Raw genomic sequence first — 19,301 nt, 5'->3', positions numbered from 1 at the left:
CGCGTTTTGCGGCCCCCATGAACAATTCCCGAACCGGCATTAACGTGCCGCTTTTACTGCCTCACCTAACTGCCATACCGCCATCGCATAATGAACGCTGTGGTTATAACGGGTAATAGTGTAAAAGTTCGGCAGTCCGTACCAGTACTGATAATTAGTGCCCATATCAAGGCGCAGCAGGCTGGCTTCCTGGTAGTTACCCAGTGAACCCAACGGGCTCAGCCCCGCCGCTTTCAACGTATATAACGGATACTTGGTTTTAAAGCCATTTTCAAGCAAGGGTGCCTGCCCCGCTGCCGGTACCGCAATCGGCGCGCCCTTCGTCCAGCCATGGGCCTTGAAATAATTGGCGACACTGCCGATGGCATCAATGGGATCCCACAGGTTAGCATGACCGTCGCCATTAAAATCGACGGCATAATCTTTATAAGACGAAGGCATAAACTGACCATAGCCCATCGCGCCCGCGAAAGAACCGCGCAGGCTCAGGGGATCGTCGCCTTCACGGCGCGACATCAACAGGAAGGTTTCCAGTTCGCCGGAAAAGTACTCAGCCCGACGCGGATAGGCAAAGGATAAGGTCGCCAGCGCATCAATAATACGGGTTTTACCCATTACGCGCCCCCAGCGGGTTTCCACACCGATAATACCCACAATGATTTCCGGCGGCACGCCGTAAACCTGCTCTGCACGCTGTAACGCATCCTGATATTGATTCCAGAACACCACGCCATTTTGCACGTTATCCGGCGTAATGAATTTACTGCGGTAGCGATTCCACGCCCCGTTCGGCACGGTCGATGGCGGGCCGGAAGGTGCCTGCTGATCCATCAGTCTTAAGACAAAGGCCAGACGCTTAGTCTGCGACAGGACGTCATGCAGTTGCTGACGGTCAAATCCATGCTCGCGTACCATTTTGTCAACAAACTGGTTCATGCCCGGATCATAGGCGAAATCGCCGGTCTGGACGGCACCGGTATGCTCCGGCTGGAGCAGAAAGCCACCGTCAGGCACGGTACTCGCGCTGGCATTTCTTCCATCGGAAAAAGGATTTCGCGGACCTGCAGGCTGAGGTGCGCTTTTATGACTGCTACATGCAGAAAGTATAAGAACCAGGGGAAGAATGACTGCCAGATGGCGCATCGGATATCCGTAACCATGCAAAAAAAGAGGTGCGGATATGGTAGAGCATTATCAAGGCCGAAAAAACTGAAAATCACCGTCTTTACACCACAGCAGAAAGGTTACATTTTCAGATAAGTTGCGTGACGTTACGCAAGTTCAGAACGCAGCGTAGTTTTTTGGCTCTACTCACGTTAGGATCCGTTGTAAAGTCGTTGCCCCAGGCGGTAAGAGCCCACAGGATGATTTAAAATTGAATCAACTCAATGAAAAACAAAACAATATGACCGGACTGGATGCCCACACCCCGATGATGCAGCAATACCTGCGTCTTAAAGCAGAGAACCCGGATGTTCTGCTGTTTTACCGTATGGGTGACTTCTACGAGCTGTTTTATGACGATGCGAAACGCGCATCGCAACTGATGGATATCTCCCTGACCAAACGCGGCGCATCTGCCGGTGAGCCGATCCCGATGGCAGGTGTGCCTTATCATGCAGTAGAAGGTTACCTGGCGAAGCTGGTCCAGCTCGGTGAATCCGTTGCGATTGCTGAACAAATTGGCGACCCGGCACTGAGCAAAGGGCCGGTTGAACGCAAAGTGGTACGCATCGTCACGCCAGGCACCGTCAGTGACGAAGCATTACTGAGCGAGCGTTACGATAACCTGCTGGCGGCGATCTGGCAGGACGGACGCGGGTTTGGTTACGCCACGCTGGATATCAGTTCCGGCCGTTTCCGCGTCGCACAGCCTGATGATCCGGAAACCATGGCGGCCGAATTACAACGCACCAATCCGGCGGAGTTACTCTACCCGGAAAGCTTTGAAGCCATGTCGCTGATTTCTTCCCGCCGTGGCCTGCGCCGCCGTCCGATGTGGGAATTCGAGCTGGAAACTGCCAAACAGCAGCTGAACCTGCAATTTGGCACACGCGATTTAAGCGGCTTCGGCGTTGAGCAGGCCACTCAGGCACTGCGCGCTGCCGGTTGTCTGCTGCAATACGTTAAGGATACCCAGCGTACTGCCCTGCCGCATATCCGGGGCGTCACGATGGAACGCCAGCAGGACGGTATCATTATGGATGCGGCTACCCGCCGTAACCTGGAACTGACGCAAAATCTGGCCGGTGGTATAGAAAACACGCTGGCGGCCGTGCTCGATCAGGCTGTCACGCCGATGGGCAGCCGCATGCTCAAACGCTGGATCCACATGCCAAGCCGCGATATCAAATTGCTGACACATCGCCAGCAGGCGATCGGTGCATTGCAGGATCTCACGGCAGATCTGCAACCGGTACTGCGACAGGTCGGCGACCTCGAACGTATACTGGCACGGCTCGCATTGCGCAGCGCCCGCCCGCGTGACCTGGCTCGTATGCGTCATGCGATGCAGCAACTGCCGGAAATCCGGGAAATATTGCAGGAAACCGACGCCGCACATGTAAAAACACTGGTCGGACAAACCGGTGAGTTCACCGAACTGGTGGAACTGCTCGAGCGCGCAATCATCGAAACGCCGCCGGTTCTGGTACGTGATGGCGGTGTAATCGCACCGGGCTACAATGCCGAGCTGGATGAATGGCGAGCCCTGGCAGACGGCGCGACCGATTATCTCGACAGATTAGAGATCCGCGAACGCGAGAAACTGGGGCTGGATACGCTGAAAGTCGGTTTCAACGGCGTGCATGGTTATTACATTCAGGTCAGCCGCGGTCAGAGCCATCTGGTGCCGATCCACTATGTCCGTCGCCAGACGCTCAAAAACGCTGAGCGCTACATCATTCCTGAGTTGAAAGAGTACGAAGACAAAGTGCTGACTTCAAAAGGCAAAGCCTTGTCTCTGGAAAAAGCGCTGTACGAAGAGCTGTTCGATCTACTGATGCCACACCTGTCCGCATTACAGCAAAGCGCCAGTGCACTGGCGGAACTGGATGTTCTGAGCAACCTGGCAGAACGTGCGTACACATTGAATTACGCCTGTCCGACGATGAGTGAAAAACCGGGCATTAATATTACCGGTGGCCGCCATCCTGTGGTTGAACAGGTACTGAGCGAACCGTTTATTTCCAACCCGCTGAATATGTCTCCGGCACGGCGCATGCTGATCATCACCGGTCCGAATATGGGCGGTAAAAGTACCTATATGCGTCAGGCGGCGCTGATCGTCCTGATGGCGCATATCGGCAGCTATGTGCCCGCAGAAACCGCTGTTATCGGGCCTGTGGATCGCATTTTTACCCGTGTCGGTGCGGCGGACGATCTGGCTTCGGGGCGTTCTACCTTTATGGTGGAAATGACCGAAACCGCCAATATCCTCCATAACGCCACCGAAAACAGTCTGGTATTGATGGATGAAATCGGGAGAGGGACGTCAACGTATGATGGTTTGTCGCTGGCATGGGCGTGTGCGGAAAATCTCGCCAGCCGTATTAAAGCCATGACGCTGTTCGCCACCCATTATTTCGAGCTGACTACCCTGCCGGAAAAAATGGAAGGCACGGTCAATGTTCATCTGGATGCTATTGAACACGGCGACACGATCGCCTTTATGCACAGCGTACAGGATGGCGCGGCCAGCAAGAGTTACGGTCTGGCCGTTGCGGCGCTGGCGGGTGTTCCGCGAGATGTGATTAAGCGTGCGCGTCAGAAACTGAAAGAGCTGGAAACGTTGTCCAACAACGCTGCAGCCAGCAAAGTCGATGGCCCGCAATTGGCATTACTGACGGAAGAAGTGTCTCCGGCGGTTGAAGCGCTGGAATCTCTCGATGCAGATTCTCTGTCGCCACGTCAGGCGCTGGAATGGATATATCGTCTGAAAGATATGGTGTAGATATCCGCTGGTCAGAACAGGAAGCATAAAAAAACGGTGGGATTGACCCACCGTTTTTATGTGTTGTTCTTACAGGATAGAACATGATGCAACCACTGCCCGGCGAATAAGTTATTCGCGGAACAATGCTTCGATGCTCAGTCCCTGCCCCTGCAGGATTTCACGCAGGCGACGCAAACCTTCTACCTGAATCTGACGAACACGCTCACGTGTCAGGCCAATCTCGCGGCCTACATCTTCCAGCGTCGCTGCTTCATAGCCTAACAGGCCGAAACGGCGCGCCAGAACTTCACGCTGTTTTGCATTCAACTCGAATAACCACTTAACGATACTTTGTTTCATATCGTCATCTTGTGTGGTGTCTTCCGGGCCGTTGTCTTTCTCATCCGCCAGAATATCTAACAACGCTTTCTCTGAGTCCCCGCCCAACGGAGTATCCACAGAAGTAATGCGTTCATTCAGGCGCAACATACGGCTGACGTCATGTACCGGTTTGTCGAGCTGCTCAGCAATCTCTTCAGCACTCGGTTCATGGTCCAGTTTATGTGCAAGTTCACGTGCAGTACGCAGGTAAACGTTCAGTTCTTTAACGATGTGAATGGGCAAACGGATAGTACGGGTTTGATTCATGATCGCCCGTTCAATCGTCTGACGGATCCACCATGTTGCATAGGTAGAGAAACGGAAACCGCGCTCAGGATCAAATTTTTCAACCGCACGGATCAGACCCAGGTTACCTTCCTCGATCAGATCCAGCAGTGCCAGACCGCGATTACTGTAGCGGCGGGCAATTTTAACCACTAAACGCAGATTACTTTCAATCATACGGCGGCGGGAAGGAACATCTCCCCGCAACGCGCGTCGTGCAAAATAAACTTCCTCTTCTGCAGTAAGCAGAGGGGAATAACCGATTTCACCGAGGTACAGTTGAGTGGCGTCCAGCACTCGTTGGCTTACAGTCTGCGACAACAATTCTTCTTCAGCATCGTTGTCGGCAGTCTCTTCGACTATTGCTTTCTCGTCAAAGGCTTCAGCGCTGTTCTCATCGAAATCTACATCATCATGTAACTCGTTAACTTTCAGCGTATTCTGACTCATAAGCTGCTCCTACCCGTGGTCCCGAGGGCAGAATCGATGCTCTGCCCCGATTTATCGCTGCGGAAGATAACGCAGCGGGTTTACGGATTTCCCCTTGTAACGAATTTCAAAATGCAATCTTACTGAACTGGTTCCGGTGCTACCCATAGTCGCTATTTTTTGTCCCGCCTGCACTTCTTGTTGTTCCCGGACCAGCATTGTATCGTTATGTGCATAGGCGCTCAGGTAATCATCATTGTGTTTAATGATGATCAGATTACCGTAACCGCGAAGAGCATTACCCGCGTAAACCACACGCCCCGAGGCGGTTGCTACGACAGACTGTCCACGCGAACCAGCAATATCGATCCCCTTATTTCCCCCTTCAGAAGCAGAGAAATTATCGATAATTTTCCCGTCAGTCGGCCATTTCCAGGAGGAAACCGGACCGCCATTATTTGTTGAGGTGGCGACGGGAGTGCTGGCTACAGCAACAGGTGTTGTGGTGGTAGTAACTGCACCTGATGAAGGCAACATCCTGCCTACATTCTGTTTACCAGAAGAATCAGAATACGTGGTAGTTGGTTGAGATGCAACCACAGAACCTGTGAGCATGCCCCCGGTTGGAGCTTTCGGAACACCACCATTTGTGGCATCTGCGACCGCTACCGTACCCCCGGTGCTCGCCGCAGAAGAAACGTTATTGATCTGAATTGTCTGGCCAACTTCAAGGCTGTATGGCGCAGGAATATTATTGCGTGCGGCCAGGTCGCGGAAGTCATTGCCCGTGATCCAGGCAATATAGAACAGGGTGTCGCCGCGCTTCACCTGGTAGGTGCTGCCGCTATAACTTCCTTTAGGGATCGAGTTATAGCTGCGGTTGTAAACAATATGTCCGCCGGGTCCGACGGCAGGTGCCATTTGCGGAGCAGAATTCAGAGTATTCTGACTACTATTGCCGCTGTTACCGCCGCCATTGACGCTGCTGATGGGTGCGGATGTCGTTGAATTGTTCGTACATCCCGCCATCCAGGCACTGATAAAAGTACACATTGCAATGCGGCTTAGTGTTTTTATTGGGCTTCCCGTGCTCATATTTCCCCCGTTACGGCAATCTCAGAATATCTCTTTAACCGCGCACACCGCGCCAGCTGGCGCTTTTCGTGTCACCGGACACGGTGCGGGCAGGCAACATACTCATTCAGGTCTTCGCCCGAATGCCGCAGTGCCATAAAAAACTGTAGTGGATGCTATCAACATCGCCAGTACAGCACCATATATCAGTTGTATTTAAATTTTAAGGAGTTAGTCCTGAAGGTACCGGCGTATGGCCGGTGTCAGGCGAGTTCGCCTTTCACCAGCGGGACAAAACGAACAGCTTCGATAGTCTCTGCAACAAACTCACCACCACGCCGGGTGACCCGTTGCAATGTCTGATTTTCTTCGCCCACTGGCAGAATTAATACACCGCCATCATCGAGTTGTTGCAACAGATCTTGAGGTATTTCAGGAGGTGCGGCGGTGACAATAATGGCATCAAACGGGCCACGCGAAGGCCAGCCCTGCCAGCCGTCACCATGACGGGTGGAAACATTATGCAAATCGAGTTGCTTGAGACGTCTTTTCGCCTGCCATTGCAACCCTTTGATGCGCTCAACCGAGAAAACATGCTCAACCAGATGTGCCAGAATGGCCGTCTGATAGCCTGAACCGGTGCCAATTTCCAGTACGCGGGACGAGGGCGTAAGGCGCAATAACTCGGTCATTCTCGCCACGGTATAAGGCTGAGAAATGGTCTGACCGGACCCGATAGGCAACGCCGTGTTTTCGTAAGCTTTATGCTGAAATGCCTCATCCACGAAACGCTCACGCGGCACAGACTCGATGGCATGCAACAGTTTTTCATCATGAATACCCTGCAGGCGCAGTTGTTCCAGCAGGTTATACATCGGTTTATTCACCATTCGCGCTCACCCCGGCCTTTTCCAACCATGAGACCACGACATCCTGAGCCGCATAGGCGGTTAAATCCACCTGTAGTGGCGTCACTGAAACATAACCTTGCGCTACAGCAGCAAAATCAGTATCAGGTGCGATATCAAATTTATCTCCCGGCGGGCCTATCCAGTACAAGTCCTGACCCCGCGGATCCTGCTGACAAAATACCTGCTCGGCCGGATGACGGCTACCGCAACGCGTCACCCTGATCCCTTTGACCTGCGAAAGTGGCAGATCCGGGACGTTAATGTTCAAAATCTTGCCGGTGCGCAAAGGCTCACGTGCCAGTGCCCTGAGGAGCCGGCAGGTGATGATTGCTGCCGTGTCATAATGCTGATGTCCGTCCAGCGACACCGCCAACGCAGGAAAGCCCAGATGGCGTCCTTCCATCGCGGCGGCAACCGTGCCGGAATAGATCACATCGTCGCCCAGATTTGGCCCTGCATTGATGCCAGAAACCACAATATCCGGCTTCGGGCGCATCAGCGTATTCACACCAAGGTACACACAGTCGGTCGGCGTACCGTTAATCACGGCGCTATCACCGTTAGGGTAAGACTGAATACGCAACGGGCCATCCAGCGTCAACGCATTAGATGCACCGCTGCGGTTACGGTCAGGGGCCACCAGCTTCACATCAGCAAACTCACGCAGCGCGGACGCCAGCGCCTGTATGCCGGGAGCCAGTACGCCGTCGTCGTTACTCAGTAATATCCGCATCACTTTCATCCAGATTCATCAGTTCACGCACCACGCTGGTGGCATAACTGCCGGCCGGTAACCAGAATTTGAGTTCCAGAGTGACATCATCCCAGCGCTGCCACTGCATCTGCAACGGTTGCAGCATGATGGCACGTCGTGCCGGTTCGACTCGCTCGCGCTTGAGCAGCGACAGTAAATCTCCCTGATCCTTGAGACAGGCCTGTTCATAAACTTCGGCATCTTCGAGTGTGCCCAGCGGGCCATCACCCGGTAAAGGTGCCGTGATCAGTAATTCACCGCTTTCAACACGCGGTAACAGCGACACGAACTCTTCGGCTTTCGCAACAAACCAGCTGCCACGGCCGCTGAGTTGCAGGGCATCGCCCAACATCGGCTCACGCACGTAACCTTCAGCCAGACGCTGGCTGGCAATAATGTTGAACATCGCGCTACGGCTGGCGGAAAGATAGAAACTGCGCTTCGCACGTTCTTTGGGACGGGCTTCGTTGGTTGCCCACCGTTTCGCCTGCACCAGATTATTGCCGCCACGGCCAAAACGCTGGGTACCGAAATAGTTCGGTACGCCCTGCCGGGTGATTTTTTCCAGACGTGCTTCAACATCAGCAATATTGCTTAACTGTCGCAGCACCAGTGTAAATGCGTTGCCTTTCAGCGTGCCGATACGCATCTTTTTACGATGGCGCGAGACGCGGACAACTTCGCAGCCTTCGAGGTCAAACTGGCTTAAATCAGGGTCAGCCTTACCCGGCAAATGCAGGCAAAACCATTGTTCCGTGACCGCATGACGATCCTTGAGACCGGCATAACTGACGTCGCGCGGATGCACTTTGGCGAAACGCGCCAGTTGCTCCGCGACGAATTGGGTATTGCAGCCATTTTTGCGGATCCGCACCAACAGATGTTCACCTTCACCGTCCGGCTCAAAACCCAGATCCTCTTCGACGATAAAGTCTTCGGGATTGGCTTTCAGCTGACCGCTGGCGACAGGCTCACCCAGTAACCAGGTGAGACGGGACATATCTATCATGCGGTAATCTTCCACAACATCATTCCTTAACCAGCAGGGCAACGGCTTCGCAGGCAATACCCTCGCCACGGCCGGTAAAGCCCAGTTGTTCGGTGGTCGTGGCTTTTACATTGACGTCATCCATATGACATTGCAGATCTTCGGCCAGAAACACACGCATCTGCGGGATGTGCGGAGCCATTTTCGGTGCCTGTGCAATGATAGTGATATCCAGATTGCCCAGCTTGTAGCCTTTTGCTCGGATACGGCGGTACGCTTCGCGCAGCAGTTCGCGACTGTCAGCACCTTTGAATGCAGGATCCGTATCCGGGAAAAGCTTGCCGATATCTCCCAGCGCAGCCGCGCCAAGCAGCGCGTCAGTTGCCGCGTGCAAGGCAACATCGCCATCTGAATGCGCCAGTAAACCCAGCGGATAAGGGATACGCACACCACCGATCACCAGCGGGCCTTCTCCGCCAAACTTATGGACATCAAAACCGTGACCGATACGCATTATGCGTTTTCCTCCTGGGATAAGCGGGTTAAATAGAATTCAGCCAGGGCCAGATCTTCTGGTCTGGTGACTTTGATATTATCGGCCCGTGCCGGGATCAGCAAAGGATGAAAACCGCAATATTCCATTGCAGAGGCTTCATCTGTGACCACCGCACCTTCATTGAGTGCACGGCGCAGGCAGGTTTTCAATAATTCGAGCGGAAAAAACTGCGGCGTCAGCGCATGCCACAGATCCTGACGATCCACTGTATGTGCAATTGCTGCCAGGCCGGGTTCACCACGCTTCATGGTGTCACGCACCGGCGCGGCGAGGATCCCGCCGATTTTGCTGGTGGTGGCAATCGCCAGCAGATTATTAAGATCATCAGGATGCAGGCACGGGCGCGCAGCGTCATGCACCAGCACCCAGCCGTTATCTCCGGCAACATCCAGCCCGGCCATAACCGATTCAGCCCGTTCAGCACCGCCTGCCACCACGCGGATACGCGGATCGCTGGCAATGGGAAGTTGGGCGAACTGCGTGTCGTGCGGACTAAGCGCCACGATAACCTGACGGACGCTGCCGCTTTGCAGCAGTGCATAAATTGAATGTTCTATCAGCGTCTTACCGCCGACAGAAAGGTATTGTTTGGGGCATTCGGCCTGCATACGGCTGCCAATACCGGCAGCCGGTAACACGGCGATGACCTCTGGAAGGGAAACTGCGGTATGGCTCATGGCTATTGATTCAGGTTGTTTTGCGAAACGGTGCTGCCCGGCGCACGTTTATTGTCAGGCACCAGACGATAGAAAGTCTCGCCGGGTTTAATCATGCCCAGTTCGTTGCGTGCACGTTCTTCGATCGCTTCCTGACCGCCGTTTAAATCGTCGATTTCTGCGAAAAGTTGATCATTACGTGATTTCAGTTTGCCGTTATTAACTTGTTGCACCTGAACGTCATCATTTACACGTACATAATCGTGAATACCATTCTTACCCAGCCACAGCGAATACTGTAGCCAGCCAAGTAAAATCAGTAATAGCAGTGTTAGTTTGCCCATCCCCGCCCCCTAAAAAAGCTGGACAATCATCCCACAACTTTCCCTCTGACTCCACTGTGGCAAGGTAATTGCCAGTGAGAATCAGACTTACGCACGCAATTATGGGTGAGAATGACACAATGGGTTACATCGTGAAGGGAATTTGCCGGGAAAACCGCCAGAAAAAATCACCAGCCAGACAAGAATGAGAAGACGGTCCAAAACATGCCAATCACACAGATGCCGCTGGCGGCCGAGGTTTTGAACCAGCCACCGCGAAAGAACATGCTTAACGCAATGCCTATCAGTACGGAAACGGGCATCAGCGCCAGGAAGAACGGCCAGGTGTAAAGCAGGAAAAAAAGGGTATTAGAACCATAAACCAGAAAAGGGATCGCAAACGCCAGCCAGTAGAAGACAAAACCGATAAACCCACCCTGCATGGAATAGGACGGTTCTTCGGTATCTGCACTGTCTGTTGTCGTGATCGGCGCACGTGTCCGGAAGCTGATCTCCCCGGTACGATCGACGCGGTTCCGGCTGACAAGTCTGCTCAATAACGCCTGCATAGTTGATCCCTGTATTTCAGTGTAAACCGGCACGCTCTGTGGCGTTTGGCCGGTAACATTCAGGGATTGATAATAGCGCGCTGGCGCATCACTTCTAATAATTGAGGCACCAATTGTGTTACCAATTGTTCACCATCAAGATGCACATCCGGGGTCTCCGGCGGCTGATATTCTGCGTCGATACCGGTGAAGTTTTTCAGTTCACCCGCACGGGCCTTTTTATATAAACCTTTCGGATCACGTGCCTCACAGATAGCCAGCGGCGTATCCACAAATATCTCAACAAACTGACCGTTTTCCAGCAAATCACGCACCATGTCACGCTCGGCGCGGTGAGGTGAAATGAACGCCGTCAGCACGACCAGCCCGGCATCCACCATCAGTTTTGCCACCTCACCCACGCGACGAATATTTTCGCGCCTGTCGTCATCGGTAAAGCCCAGATCACGGCACAGCCCGTGGCGGACATTATCACCATCGAGCAGATAAGTGCTGACCCCCTGCCGGTGCAGCGCTTGCTCGAGCGCACCGGCCACGGTGGATTTCCCTGAGCCCGAAAGCCCGGTAAACCACAGCACCGCACCGCGATGACCCTGCTGCTTTTCACGATCCGCACGTGTCACCGCGTGCGGATGCCAGACAACGTTGTCATCTTTACGTAAAGCGCCATCCGGTGACACCATCTTATTTACCACCCAGTAAATCGCGTGCGCCCCAGTGCGGGAAGTGACGGCGAACCAGGCTGTTCAGTTCCAGCTCAAATGCGCTGTATTTATCCGACTCCTGATACACCTGTTCAATCGCCTCACGCACCAGACCGGCTCCGACAGTGACGTTGGTCAGACGATCGATAAAAATCATGCCGCCGGTCACCGCGTTGCTCTGATAGCTATCCAGCACCAGAGGTTCGTCGAAGGCCAGTTCCACCAGTCCGATACCATTAAGTGGCAGATTTTCAACCACACGCTGAGTCAGTGAGTTAATTTCAACCTGATATTCGATATTCTCAACACGCGCACGGGCTTTCTTACCCCCGACTTTAATGTCATAGCTTTGACCGACGCTCAGTGGCTGCTCAGCCATCCACACAACATCGACTTTGGCATGTTGTACCGGTTTAACCGTTTCTTGCGCATCAACCAGCGTGTCGCCACGGCTGATATCACGTTCATCGGCCAGCACCAGCGTAATGGCATCACCCGCCCAGGCTTCCTGTAAATCACCGTCGAAGGTCACAATGCGTGCCACGGTAGATTCCACACCCGATGGCAACACTTTCACCTTCTGGCCAACACGCACTGAACCCGATGCCAGCGTTCCCGCATAGCCGCGAAAATCGAGGTTCGGGCGGTTAACATACTGCACCGGGAAACGCATCGGTTGCTGTTCACGGATGTTAATAACGTTGACCGTTTCCAGTACGTCGAGCAGAGTCGGGCCGGTGTACCAACTCATTTTATCTCCCGGCGTGGCGACGTTGTCGCCTTCCAGGGCAGAAAGCGGTACAAATTTGATGTCCAGATCGGTCGGCAGTTGCTGAGCGAAATCCAGATAATCCTGTTTGAATTGCTCGTAAACCGTTTCGCTGTAATCCACCAGATCCATTTTGTTGACGGCTACCACCAGATGACGGATCCCGAGCAATGTCGCAATAAAGCTGTGACGGCGGGTTTGATCCAGCACGCCTTTACGGGCGTCGATCAGCAGGATCGCCAGATCACAAGTCGATGCACCGGTCGCCATATTACGGGTGTACTGTTCGTGCCCCGGGGTATCGGCAATGATGAATTTACGTTTCTCGGTAGAGAAATAACGGTATGCCACATCAATGGTAATACCCTGCTCGCGTTCGGCCTGTAAGCCATCCACCAGCAGTGCCAGATCGAGTTTTTCACCCTGTGTTCCGTGACGTTTACTGTCGTTATGTAGTGAAGATAACTGATCTTCGTAGATCTGACGGGTGTCATGCAGCAGGCGTCCGATTAAGGTACTTTTGCCATCATCGACGCTGCCGCAGGTCAGGAAGCGCAGCAGGCTTTTGTGTTGCTGAGCGTGCAGGTAAGCTTCAACGCCGCCCTGCTCCGCGATTTGTTGTGCAATTGCGTTATTCATTAGCTGCGGCTCCTTAGAAATACCCTTGACGCTTTTTAAGTTCCATCGACCCGGCCTGATCACGGTCGATCGCGCGTCCCTGGCGTTCACTGGTGGTCGACACCAACATCTCTTCGATGATCTCCGGCAGCGTCTGAGCTTCGGATTCAACAGCCCCGGTCAGCGGCCAGCAACCCAATGTGCGGAAACGCACCATTTTCTTCTCGATCACTTCACCCGGTTGCAGATCGATACGATCGTCATCCACCATCAGTAACATACCGTCACGCTCCAGCACCGGACGTGGCGCGGCCAGATATAACGGAACAATCTCAATATTTTCCAGATAGATGTACTGCCAGATATCCAGCTCAGTCCAGTTGGAGAGCGGAAACACGCGGATGCTTTCACCTTTGTTAATCTGGCCGTTGTAGTTATGCCACAACTCAGGGCGCTGATTTTTGGGATCCCAGCGGTGGAAGCGGTCACGGAACGAATAGATACGTTCTTTGGCACGGGATTTTTCTTCGTCACGGCGCGCGCCGCCGAAAGCGGCATCAAAGCCGTATTTATTCAGCGCCTGTTTCAGACCTTCGGTTTTCATGATATCCGTATGTTTCGCGCTGCCGTGCACGAACGGGTTGATGCCCATCGCCACACCTTCCGGGTTTTTATGCACCAGCAGCTCAAAGCCGTAATTCTTCGCCGTGCGGTCGCGGAATTCATACATTTCGCGGAATTTCCAGCCGGTATCCACATGCAGCAGCGGGAAGGGCAAGGTTCCCGGGAAGAAGGCTTTGCGTGCCAGATGCAGCATCACCGAGGAATCTTTCCCGATGGAATACATCATCACCGGGTTGGCGAATTCAGCAGCCACTTCACGGATGATATGGATACTCTCCGCCTCCAGTTGCCGCAAATGAGTCAGTCGTTTTTCGTCCATAACAGATCCTTTAAGCCAAATTCACAACCGACGGGCGTTGGGTGCCGTCAGTCTCAGGATGATGCCCAAACCAGGCCAGTTGCTGATGAAGTGACACCACTTCACCAATCACCAGTAACGCCGGCGTCGGCGCCTGTTGAGCCAGATGTTCAAGATTATCGAGTGTTCCGGTCAGCACCTGCTGATCAGAACGTGTTCCCCGTCCGATGACCGCAACGGGTGTATGCGCTGCGCGACCATGAGCGATCAATTGCTGGCTGATTTCTGCCGCTTTAAGCGTGCCCATGTAAATCGCCAATGTCTGCTGGCCTTTCGCGAGAGTCTCCCACTGCACGCCGTTATTTTCCGGGCGGCAATGCCCTGTCACGAAGATCACGCTCTGTGCATAATCGCGGTGCGTCAGCGGGATCCCGGCATAAGCTGTCGCGCCGGCAGCAGCGGTTACGCCAGGCACAACCTGGAAAGGAATACCCGCCGCCTGCACTGCCTGTAATTCTTCGCCGCCGCGTCCAAAAATAAACGGATCACCGCCTTTGAGGCGCACGACTTTTTTCCCCTGCTGCGCCAGTTCGACCAGCAGACGGTTGGTTTCTTCCTGCGCAACAGAATGGCTGCCCGCACGTTTACCCACACAAATCTTGTCCGCATCGCGGCGCACTAAATCCAGCACTTCTTCGCTGACCAGGTGGTCGTAAAGCACCACATCAGCCTGCTGCATCACCTGCAGCCCGCGAAGGGTGAGCAATCCTGCATCACCGGGCCCGGCACCGACCAGCGTGACATGTCCGCTATGCGAGATGTCTTCCGCATTTTCTAACTGTTGTTGCAGTGCCCGTTCTGCTTCTGCGAGCTTTCCCGCAGAAGCGAGGCTGGCAAAGCGTCCGGCAAATGCATGCTCCCAAAAACGACGACGTGAACGCATGCAGCTGAACTGCGCTTTCACATTTTCACGCCAGCGTCCGGCGATATCGGCCATTTGCCCCAGGCTGTTCGGCAACAGAGTTTCCAGCTTCTCGCGCAGCATTCTGGCGAGTACCGGTGCTTTACCGCTGGAAGAAATCGCCACCACAATCGGCGAACGGTCGACAATCGAAGGGAAAATGAAAGAGCATTTCGGCTGATCGTCGACCACGTTAGCCAGCACATGTCGCAGATTAGCTTGCTCAAAAACTTCAGCATTCAGCGCAGCGTCGTCTGTAGCGGCAATCACCAGAAAGACATCGTCGAGCTGTTCCGGCAAAAATGCCTGTGCTGACCAGCTAATTTCGGCGGCCTGTCTGCGTTGTTCCAGCTCGGGAGAAAGTGCCTGTGCGACTATCCGTACTTGCGCACCCGCCCGCAGGAGAAGATCGATTTTGCGGGCAGCGACTTCGCCACCCCCAACAACCAGAACAGGGCGTTGTTTTAGGTCGGCAAATATTGGTAGATAGTCCACGAAAGCCTTAAATGATTATCAGGATTAATAAACAAACTATACGTGCAGGCAATAATTGATCTGAAATGACGAAAAAGAATGATTAGTTACTAAATGGAATATAGCCCGGCAAAAAGAGCGGTTTGGGATAACGGGAAATTGTCTAATCGCGCAGACAATCGCATACTGTATGCCCCAGAAAGACCGCCACACGCGGCCTGTTGTTTGATTGCCTTCCGGTCGTATTGACCGGCAAATAAGGATTTTTGGCTATGTTTTCTTTTTCACGCATGAAACAGACGCTGCTGGCGCTGAGCCTGAGCGGTGTCTGTATGGGTCATGCGATGGCGGCATCCGTCCCGCTTCCGGCGATGGGTATGATCGCCAGTCAGCAAATTCGCCATATCGCGACTTATTTCCCCGGGCGCATGGCCGGCAGCCCGGCAGAGCTGATCGCGGCGGATTATCTGAACCAGCAATTCAACAAATTAGGTTATAAGAGCGATTTACGTGGCTTCGATACCCGTTATCTTTACACCAGCAATACGGGGAAAAAGAACTGGCAAAATATTCACGCCACGTCAGTGATTGCCGCTCGTGCCGGTGAAGTACCACAACAAATCATCGTGATGGCGCATTTCGATACCTATGTGCCGCAAAGTGACAATGATACCAACCACAATCTCGGCGGCCTGACGTTGCAGGGTGTCGATGACAACGCCTCCGGCGTCGGTGTGATGCTTGAGCTGGCCGAACGCATGCAGGCCATCCCGACACACTATAGCCTGCGTTTCGTGGCACTGAGCGCGGAAGAAACCGGCGCTAAAGGTGCGGAAGACTTTGTAAACCGGATGAGCGCTGAAGAGAAGAAAAATACGCTGCTGGTGATCAACATGGATTCGCTGATCACCGGCGACCGGTTGTATTTCAATAGCGGCGAGAATACTTCAGTGGCTGTGGCGAAACTGACCCGGATTAAGGCGCTGAGTATTGCCCGCAGTCTGGGTATTCCGGCACAAAGCCATGAAGGCACACATTGCTGCGATGGCATAAAAGCGCTGGATGACGCGCACCTGCCGCTGCTGAATGTGACGGCGACTAACTTTGCGCTGGGTAAGAAAGACGGCGTGCAGCAACGTGCGATCACCCGCCACTTCCCGCTGGGCAACACCCGTTATCAGAGCCAGTTTGATAGTCTGCAATATCTCGATAAAGCGTTGCCGGGCCGCATTGAGAAGCGCTCGCGCGACACGGTAAAAGTGTTATTCCCGCTGCTGAAGGATCTGGCAAAACCGGCAAAACACGCCTGATTAACTAGGGGTAATTGAGACGCTAATAACAGGAATCCCCTAAATAATTCGGGTTGCAGGCAGGCGGCAAGCGAAGAAGTCCCGATGAGCTGACATGAGTCAGTGATTCGGGCGACTGAACGCAGCCAACGCATCTGCAACCCGAAGTATGACGGGGATTTATTCGTGCAGGCCGCATTCGCGTTTGAGTCCGAAGAATCGCGTATCCTCTTCCTTCATCCCTTCTTCCCATTTTTTCGTCGTATGCGTGTCACCGACGGAAAGATAGCCCTGATCCCACAGCGGGTGATAGCTCAGGCCGTTGTCTTGCAGATAACGGAAAATCTGACGGTTATCCCAGTCAATAATTGGCAGGATTTTAAACACCCCACGTTGTACCGCCAGCACCGGCAGATGCGCACGGCTGCCGGATTGCTCACGACGCAGACCGGCGAACCAGGTCTGCACACCCAGCGTCTGAATCGCCCGATTCATTGGCTCGACTTTGTTGATGTGGTTGTATTTTTCGATACCCTCAACGCCCTGCTCCCACAGTTTGCCGTAACGCGCTTCCTGCCAGGCAGCCGAGTGTTCAGCGCGGAATACCTGCAGGTTCAGGTTTAGCTGTTCAGTTAACGTATCAATAAACTGATACGTCTCCGGAAACAGATAACCGGTATCGGTCAGGATCACCGGAATGTCCGGTTTTTGCTGAGTGACTAAATGCAGACAGACCGCCGCCTGAATGCCGAAGCTGGAAGACAGCGCGAATTCGCCGGGCATGTTTTCCAGCGCCCATTGCACACGCTCCTGCGCGGACAGTTTCTCCAGGCTGACGTTAATTTCCGCCAGCGCCATAGATTGTCCGGACTTCGGCATGTCATTCAGTTCAGCCAGAGTAAGATTCAGCAAACTCATATTGCCTCCAGTCGGTTATCGCGCTTAGTCATAAAAGTCGCGTGCCGGATCCAGCACCGGCTTAATGATCCCGGCGCGGATCACGAAGTCACCAAAGCCTTCACCGGTTTCGCGCTCTTTCGACCAGCGACCGACCAGTTCGTCAATGATGCTCAGGATCTCTGCATCAGAAATATTTTCACGATACATACGCGGAATACGTGTTCCTGCACGGTTACCGCCGAGGTGCAGGTTGTAACGGTTCAACGCCTTCCCTACCAGACCAATTTCCGCCAGCAGCGCACGGCCACAGCCGTTCGGACAACCGGTCACGCGCAGAACGATGTGTTCATCGCCCACACCGTGTCCGTGCATGATGCCTTCCACTTTGGTGACAAATTCAGGCAGGAAACGTTCCGCTTCCGCCATCGCCAGCGGACAGGTCGGATAAGACACACAGGCCATCGAGTTTTTACGTTGCTCAGTGACACTGTCGTCGATCAGGCCGTGATTACGTGCCAGAGTTTCGATCGCATCTTTGTCTTTTTCAGCCACACCGGCCACGATCAGATTCTGATTAGCAGTAAGCCTGAAATCCCCCTTATGGATCTTAGCAATTTCTGCCAGTCCGGTTTTCAGCGGTTTGCCCGGGTAATCGAGAATACGGCCATTTTCGATAAACAGCGTCAGATGCCATTGGTTGTCGATACCTTTTACCCAGCCGATACGATCGCCGCGACCGGTGAATTCGTAAGGGCGGATATCAGCAAACTGAATACCGGCGCGTTTTTCAACTTCGGCTTTGAATACCGGTACGCCGACGCGTTCCAGCGTGTATTTGGTTTTGGCATTTTTACGGTTGGTGCGGTTACCCCAGTCACGTTGCGTGGTCACCACGGCTTCGGCCACGGCCAGCGTGTGCTCCAGCGGAATAAAGCCCAGTTCGCTGGCCGTACGCGCATAAGTGGCTTTATCACCATGGGCGATAGAAAGCCCGCCGCCGACCAGCACATTGAAACCGACCAGTTTACCGTTATCCGCAATCGCCACGAAGTTCAGGTCGTTGGCGTGCAAATCCACGTCATTTTGTGGCGGGATCACGACCGTTGTTTTGAACTTACGTGGCAGATAAGTCGCACCCAGAATCGGCTCTTCATCGGTGGTTTCAACTTTTTCCTGATCCAGCCACACTTCAGCGTAAGCACGGGTGCGCGGCAGCAGATGCTCGGAAATTTTCTTCGCCCACTGATACGCTTCCTGATGCAGTTCAGATTCCACCGGATTAGACGTACACAATACGTTACGGTTAACGTCATTGGCGGTCGCCAGCGCATCCAGTCCGAGTTTATTGAGCAACTGATGCACCGGTTTAACGTTCGGTTTCAGGATGCCGTGGAACTGGAATGTCTGACGGTTAGTAATACGGATGCTGCCATACAGCGTGCTGTCTTCGGCAAATTTGTCGATCCCCAGCCACTGCGCAGGTGTCATCACTCCGCCCGGCAAGCGGCAACGCAGCATCATGGCGTGGCGCGGTTCCAGTTTCTGTTCAGCGCGTTCAGCACGGATATCACGGTCATCCTGCTGATACATGCCGTGGAAGCGGATCAGCAGGAAGTTGTCACCGTTGAAGCCGCCGGTCAGGCCGTCTTTTAAATCATCGGCAATCGTCCCGCGCAGGAAATTACTTTCCTTCTTCAGACGTTCAGCGTCAGCCAGCGGGGCATCGACGATCAGCGGGCCGGGGCCGGGATTGAGTTCACTCCACAACTTGTTGCTCATCATTTTTTCACTCATAACATTATGC

The 19,301-nt window shown here is 53.7% G+C and carries 18 protein-coding genes; 2 read left to right on the top strand and 16 right to left on the bottom strand.

Annotation, left to right across the window (positions count from 1 at the left end):
- Positions 1 to 39 precede the first annotated feature (39 nt).
- Complete coding sequence (mltB, locus tag J1781_RS17955) at positions 40 to 1,143, bottom strand: lytic murein transglycosylase B (RefSeq protein ID WP_217233974.1); 1,104 nt, start codon at positions 1,141 to 1,143, stop codon at positions 40 to 42.
- Positions 1,144 to 1,405: 262 nt separating this feature from the next.
- Between mltB and mutS the strand changes: the two genes are divergently transcribed.
- Positions 1,406 to 3,952 carry a DNA mismatch repair protein MutS gene (gene mutS, locus J1781_RS17950; RefSeq protein WP_217220899.1) on the top strand — a complete coding sequence of 849 codons (2,547 nt, stop codon included), beginning with the start codon at positions 1,406 to 1,408 and terminating at the stop codon, positions 3,950 to 3,952.
- 111 nt (positions 3,953 to 4,063) lie between these two features.
- Here the strand turns inward: mutS and rpoS are convergent, their stop codons facing one another.
- The 13 genes from rpoS to cysG form a co-directional block, all read right to left on the bottom strand.
- Positions 4,064 to 5,050 (bottom strand): RNA polymerase sigma factor RpoS, encoded by a 987-nt coding sequence (rpoS, locus tag J1781_RS17945; protein WP_013574019.1) that lies wholly within the window; start codon positions 5,048 to 5,050, stop codon positions 4,064 to 4,066.
- A 51-nt stretch (positions 5,051 to 5,101) separates the two neighbouring features.
- A complete protein-coding gene (gene nlpD / locus J1781_RS17940; protein WP_129954596.1) occupies positions 5,102 to 6,124 on the bottom strand; it encodes a murein hydrolase activator NlpD in 1,023 nt (340 codons plus the stop codon).
- 242 nt (positions 6,125 to 6,366) lie between these two features.
- Positions 6,367 to 6,993 carry a protein-L-isoaspartate(D-aspartate) O-methyltransferase gene (locus tag J1781_RS17935; RefSeq protein WP_129954595.1) on the bottom strand — a complete coding sequence of 209 codons (627 nt, stop codon included), beginning with the start codon at positions 6,991 to 6,993 and terminating at the stop codon, positions 6,367 to 6,369.
- Entirely contained in the window at positions 6,983 to 7,747 is a 765-nt protein-coding gene (gene surE / locus J1781_RS17930) for a 5'/3'-nucleotidase SurE (protein ID WP_217233973.1), read from the bottom strand. Before surE ends, J1781_RS17935 begins: the two co-directional genes overlap by 11 nt.
- On the bottom strand, positions 7,728 to 8,774 hold the full coding sequence (truD, locus tag J1781_RS17925) for a tRNA pseudouridine(13) synthase TruD (RefSeq protein WP_217233985.1): 1,047 nt from the start codon (positions 8,772 to 8,774) through the stop codon (positions 7,728 to 7,730). The genes surE and truD overlap by 20 nt, the downstream gene beginning before the upstream one ends.
- Before the next feature lie 22 nt (positions 8,775 to 8,796).
- Complete coding sequence (gene ispF / locus J1781_RS17920) at positions 8,797 to 9,270, bottom strand: 2-C-methyl-D-erythritol 2,4-cyclodiphosphate synthase (RefSeq protein ID WP_129954593.1); 474 nt, start codon at positions 9,268 to 9,270, stop codon at positions 8,797 to 8,799.
- Entirely contained in the window at positions 9,270 to 9,989 is a 720-nt protein-coding gene (gene ispD, locus J1781_RS17915) for a 2-C-methyl-D-erythritol 4-phosphate cytidylyltransferase (RefSeq protein WP_129991591.1), read from the bottom strand. The genes ispF and ispD overlap by 1 nt, the downstream gene beginning before the upstream one ends.
- A 2-nt stretch (positions 9,990 to 9,991) precedes the next feature.
- On the bottom strand, positions 9,992 to 10,312 hold the full coding sequence (gene ftsB / locus J1781_RS17910) for a cell division protein FtsB (protein WP_013574012.1): 321 nt from the start codon (positions 10,310 to 10,312) through the stop codon (positions 9,992 to 9,994).
- 167 nt (positions 10,313 to 10,479) lie between these two features.
- On the bottom strand, positions 10,480 to 10,860 hold the full coding sequence (locus J1781_RS17905) for a DUF3561 family protein (RefSeq protein WP_217138227.1): 381 nt from the start codon (positions 10,858 to 10,860) through the stop codon (positions 10,480 to 10,482).
- A 59-nt stretch (positions 10,861 to 10,919) separates the two neighbouring features.
- Complete coding sequence (gene cysC, locus J1781_RS17900; RefSeq protein WP_129954587.1) at positions 10,920 to 11,543, bottom strand: adenylyl-sulfate kinase; 624 nt, start codon at positions 11,541 to 11,543, stop codon at positions 10,920 to 10,922.
- A gap of 1 nt (position 11,544) precedes the next feature.
- The gene (gene cysN, locus J1781_RS17895; RefSeq protein ID WP_129954585.1) at positions 11,545 to 12,972 is read right to left on the bottom strand and encodes a sulfate adenylyltransferase subunit CysN; all 1,428 of its coding nucleotides are present in this window, start codon (positions 12,970 to 12,972) and stop codon (positions 11,545 to 11,547) included.
- Between the two features lie 13 nt (positions 12,973 to 12,985).
- Positions 12,986 to 13,894, bottom strand: coding sequence for a sulfate adenylyltransferase subunit CysD (cysD, locus tag J1781_RS17890; protein WP_101078459.1), 909 nt, complete (start codon positions 13,892 to 13,894; stop codon positions 12,986 to 12,988).
- Positions 13,895 to 13,904: 10 nt separating this feature from the next.
- Positions 13,905 to 15,329 carry a siroheme synthase CysG gene (cysG, locus tag J1781_RS17885; RefSeq protein ID WP_217233972.1) on the bottom strand — a complete coding sequence of 475 codons (1,425 nt, stop codon included), beginning with the start codon at positions 15,327 to 15,329 and terminating at the stop codon, positions 13,905 to 13,907.
- A 251-nt stretch (positions 15,330 to 15,580) separates the two neighbouring features.
- Between cysG and J1781_RS17880 the strand changes: the two genes are divergently transcribed.
- Positions 15,581 to 16,618 carry an aminopeptidase gene (locus J1781_RS17880; RefSeq protein ID WP_129991594.1) on the top strand — a complete coding sequence of 346 codons (1,038 nt, stop codon included), beginning with the start codon at positions 15,581 to 15,583 and terminating at the stop codon, positions 16,616 to 16,618.
- Positions 16,619 to 16,777: 159 nt separating this feature from the next.
- Here J1781_RS17880 and J1781_RS17875 read toward each other — a convergent pair whose 3' ends face one another.
- Positions 16,778 to 17,515, bottom strand: coding sequence for a phosphoadenylyl-sulfate reductase (locus J1781_RS17875; protein WP_129954579.1), 738 nt, complete (start codon positions 17,513 to 17,515; stop codon positions 16,778 to 16,780).
- Between the two features lie 24 nt (positions 17,516 to 17,539).
- Positions 17,540 to 19,276 (bottom strand): assimilatory sulfite reductase (NADPH) hemoprotein subunit, encoded by a 1,737-nt coding sequence (cysI, locus tag J1781_RS17870; protein ID WP_129954634.1) that lies wholly within the window; start codon positions 19,274 to 19,276, stop codon positions 17,540 to 17,542.
- Between the last annotated feature and the right edge of the window lie 25 nt (positions 19,277 to 19,301).

The sequence above is a fragment of the Rahnella perminowiae genome (assembly GCF_019049695.1).
Classification (GTDB): Bacteria; Pseudomonadota; Gammaproteobacteria; order Enterobacterales; family Enterobacteriaceae; genus Rahnella; species Rahnella perminowiae.
Note: the sequence above shows the minus strand (reverse complement) of the source record. Positions and strands in the feature narration are given on the sequence as shown.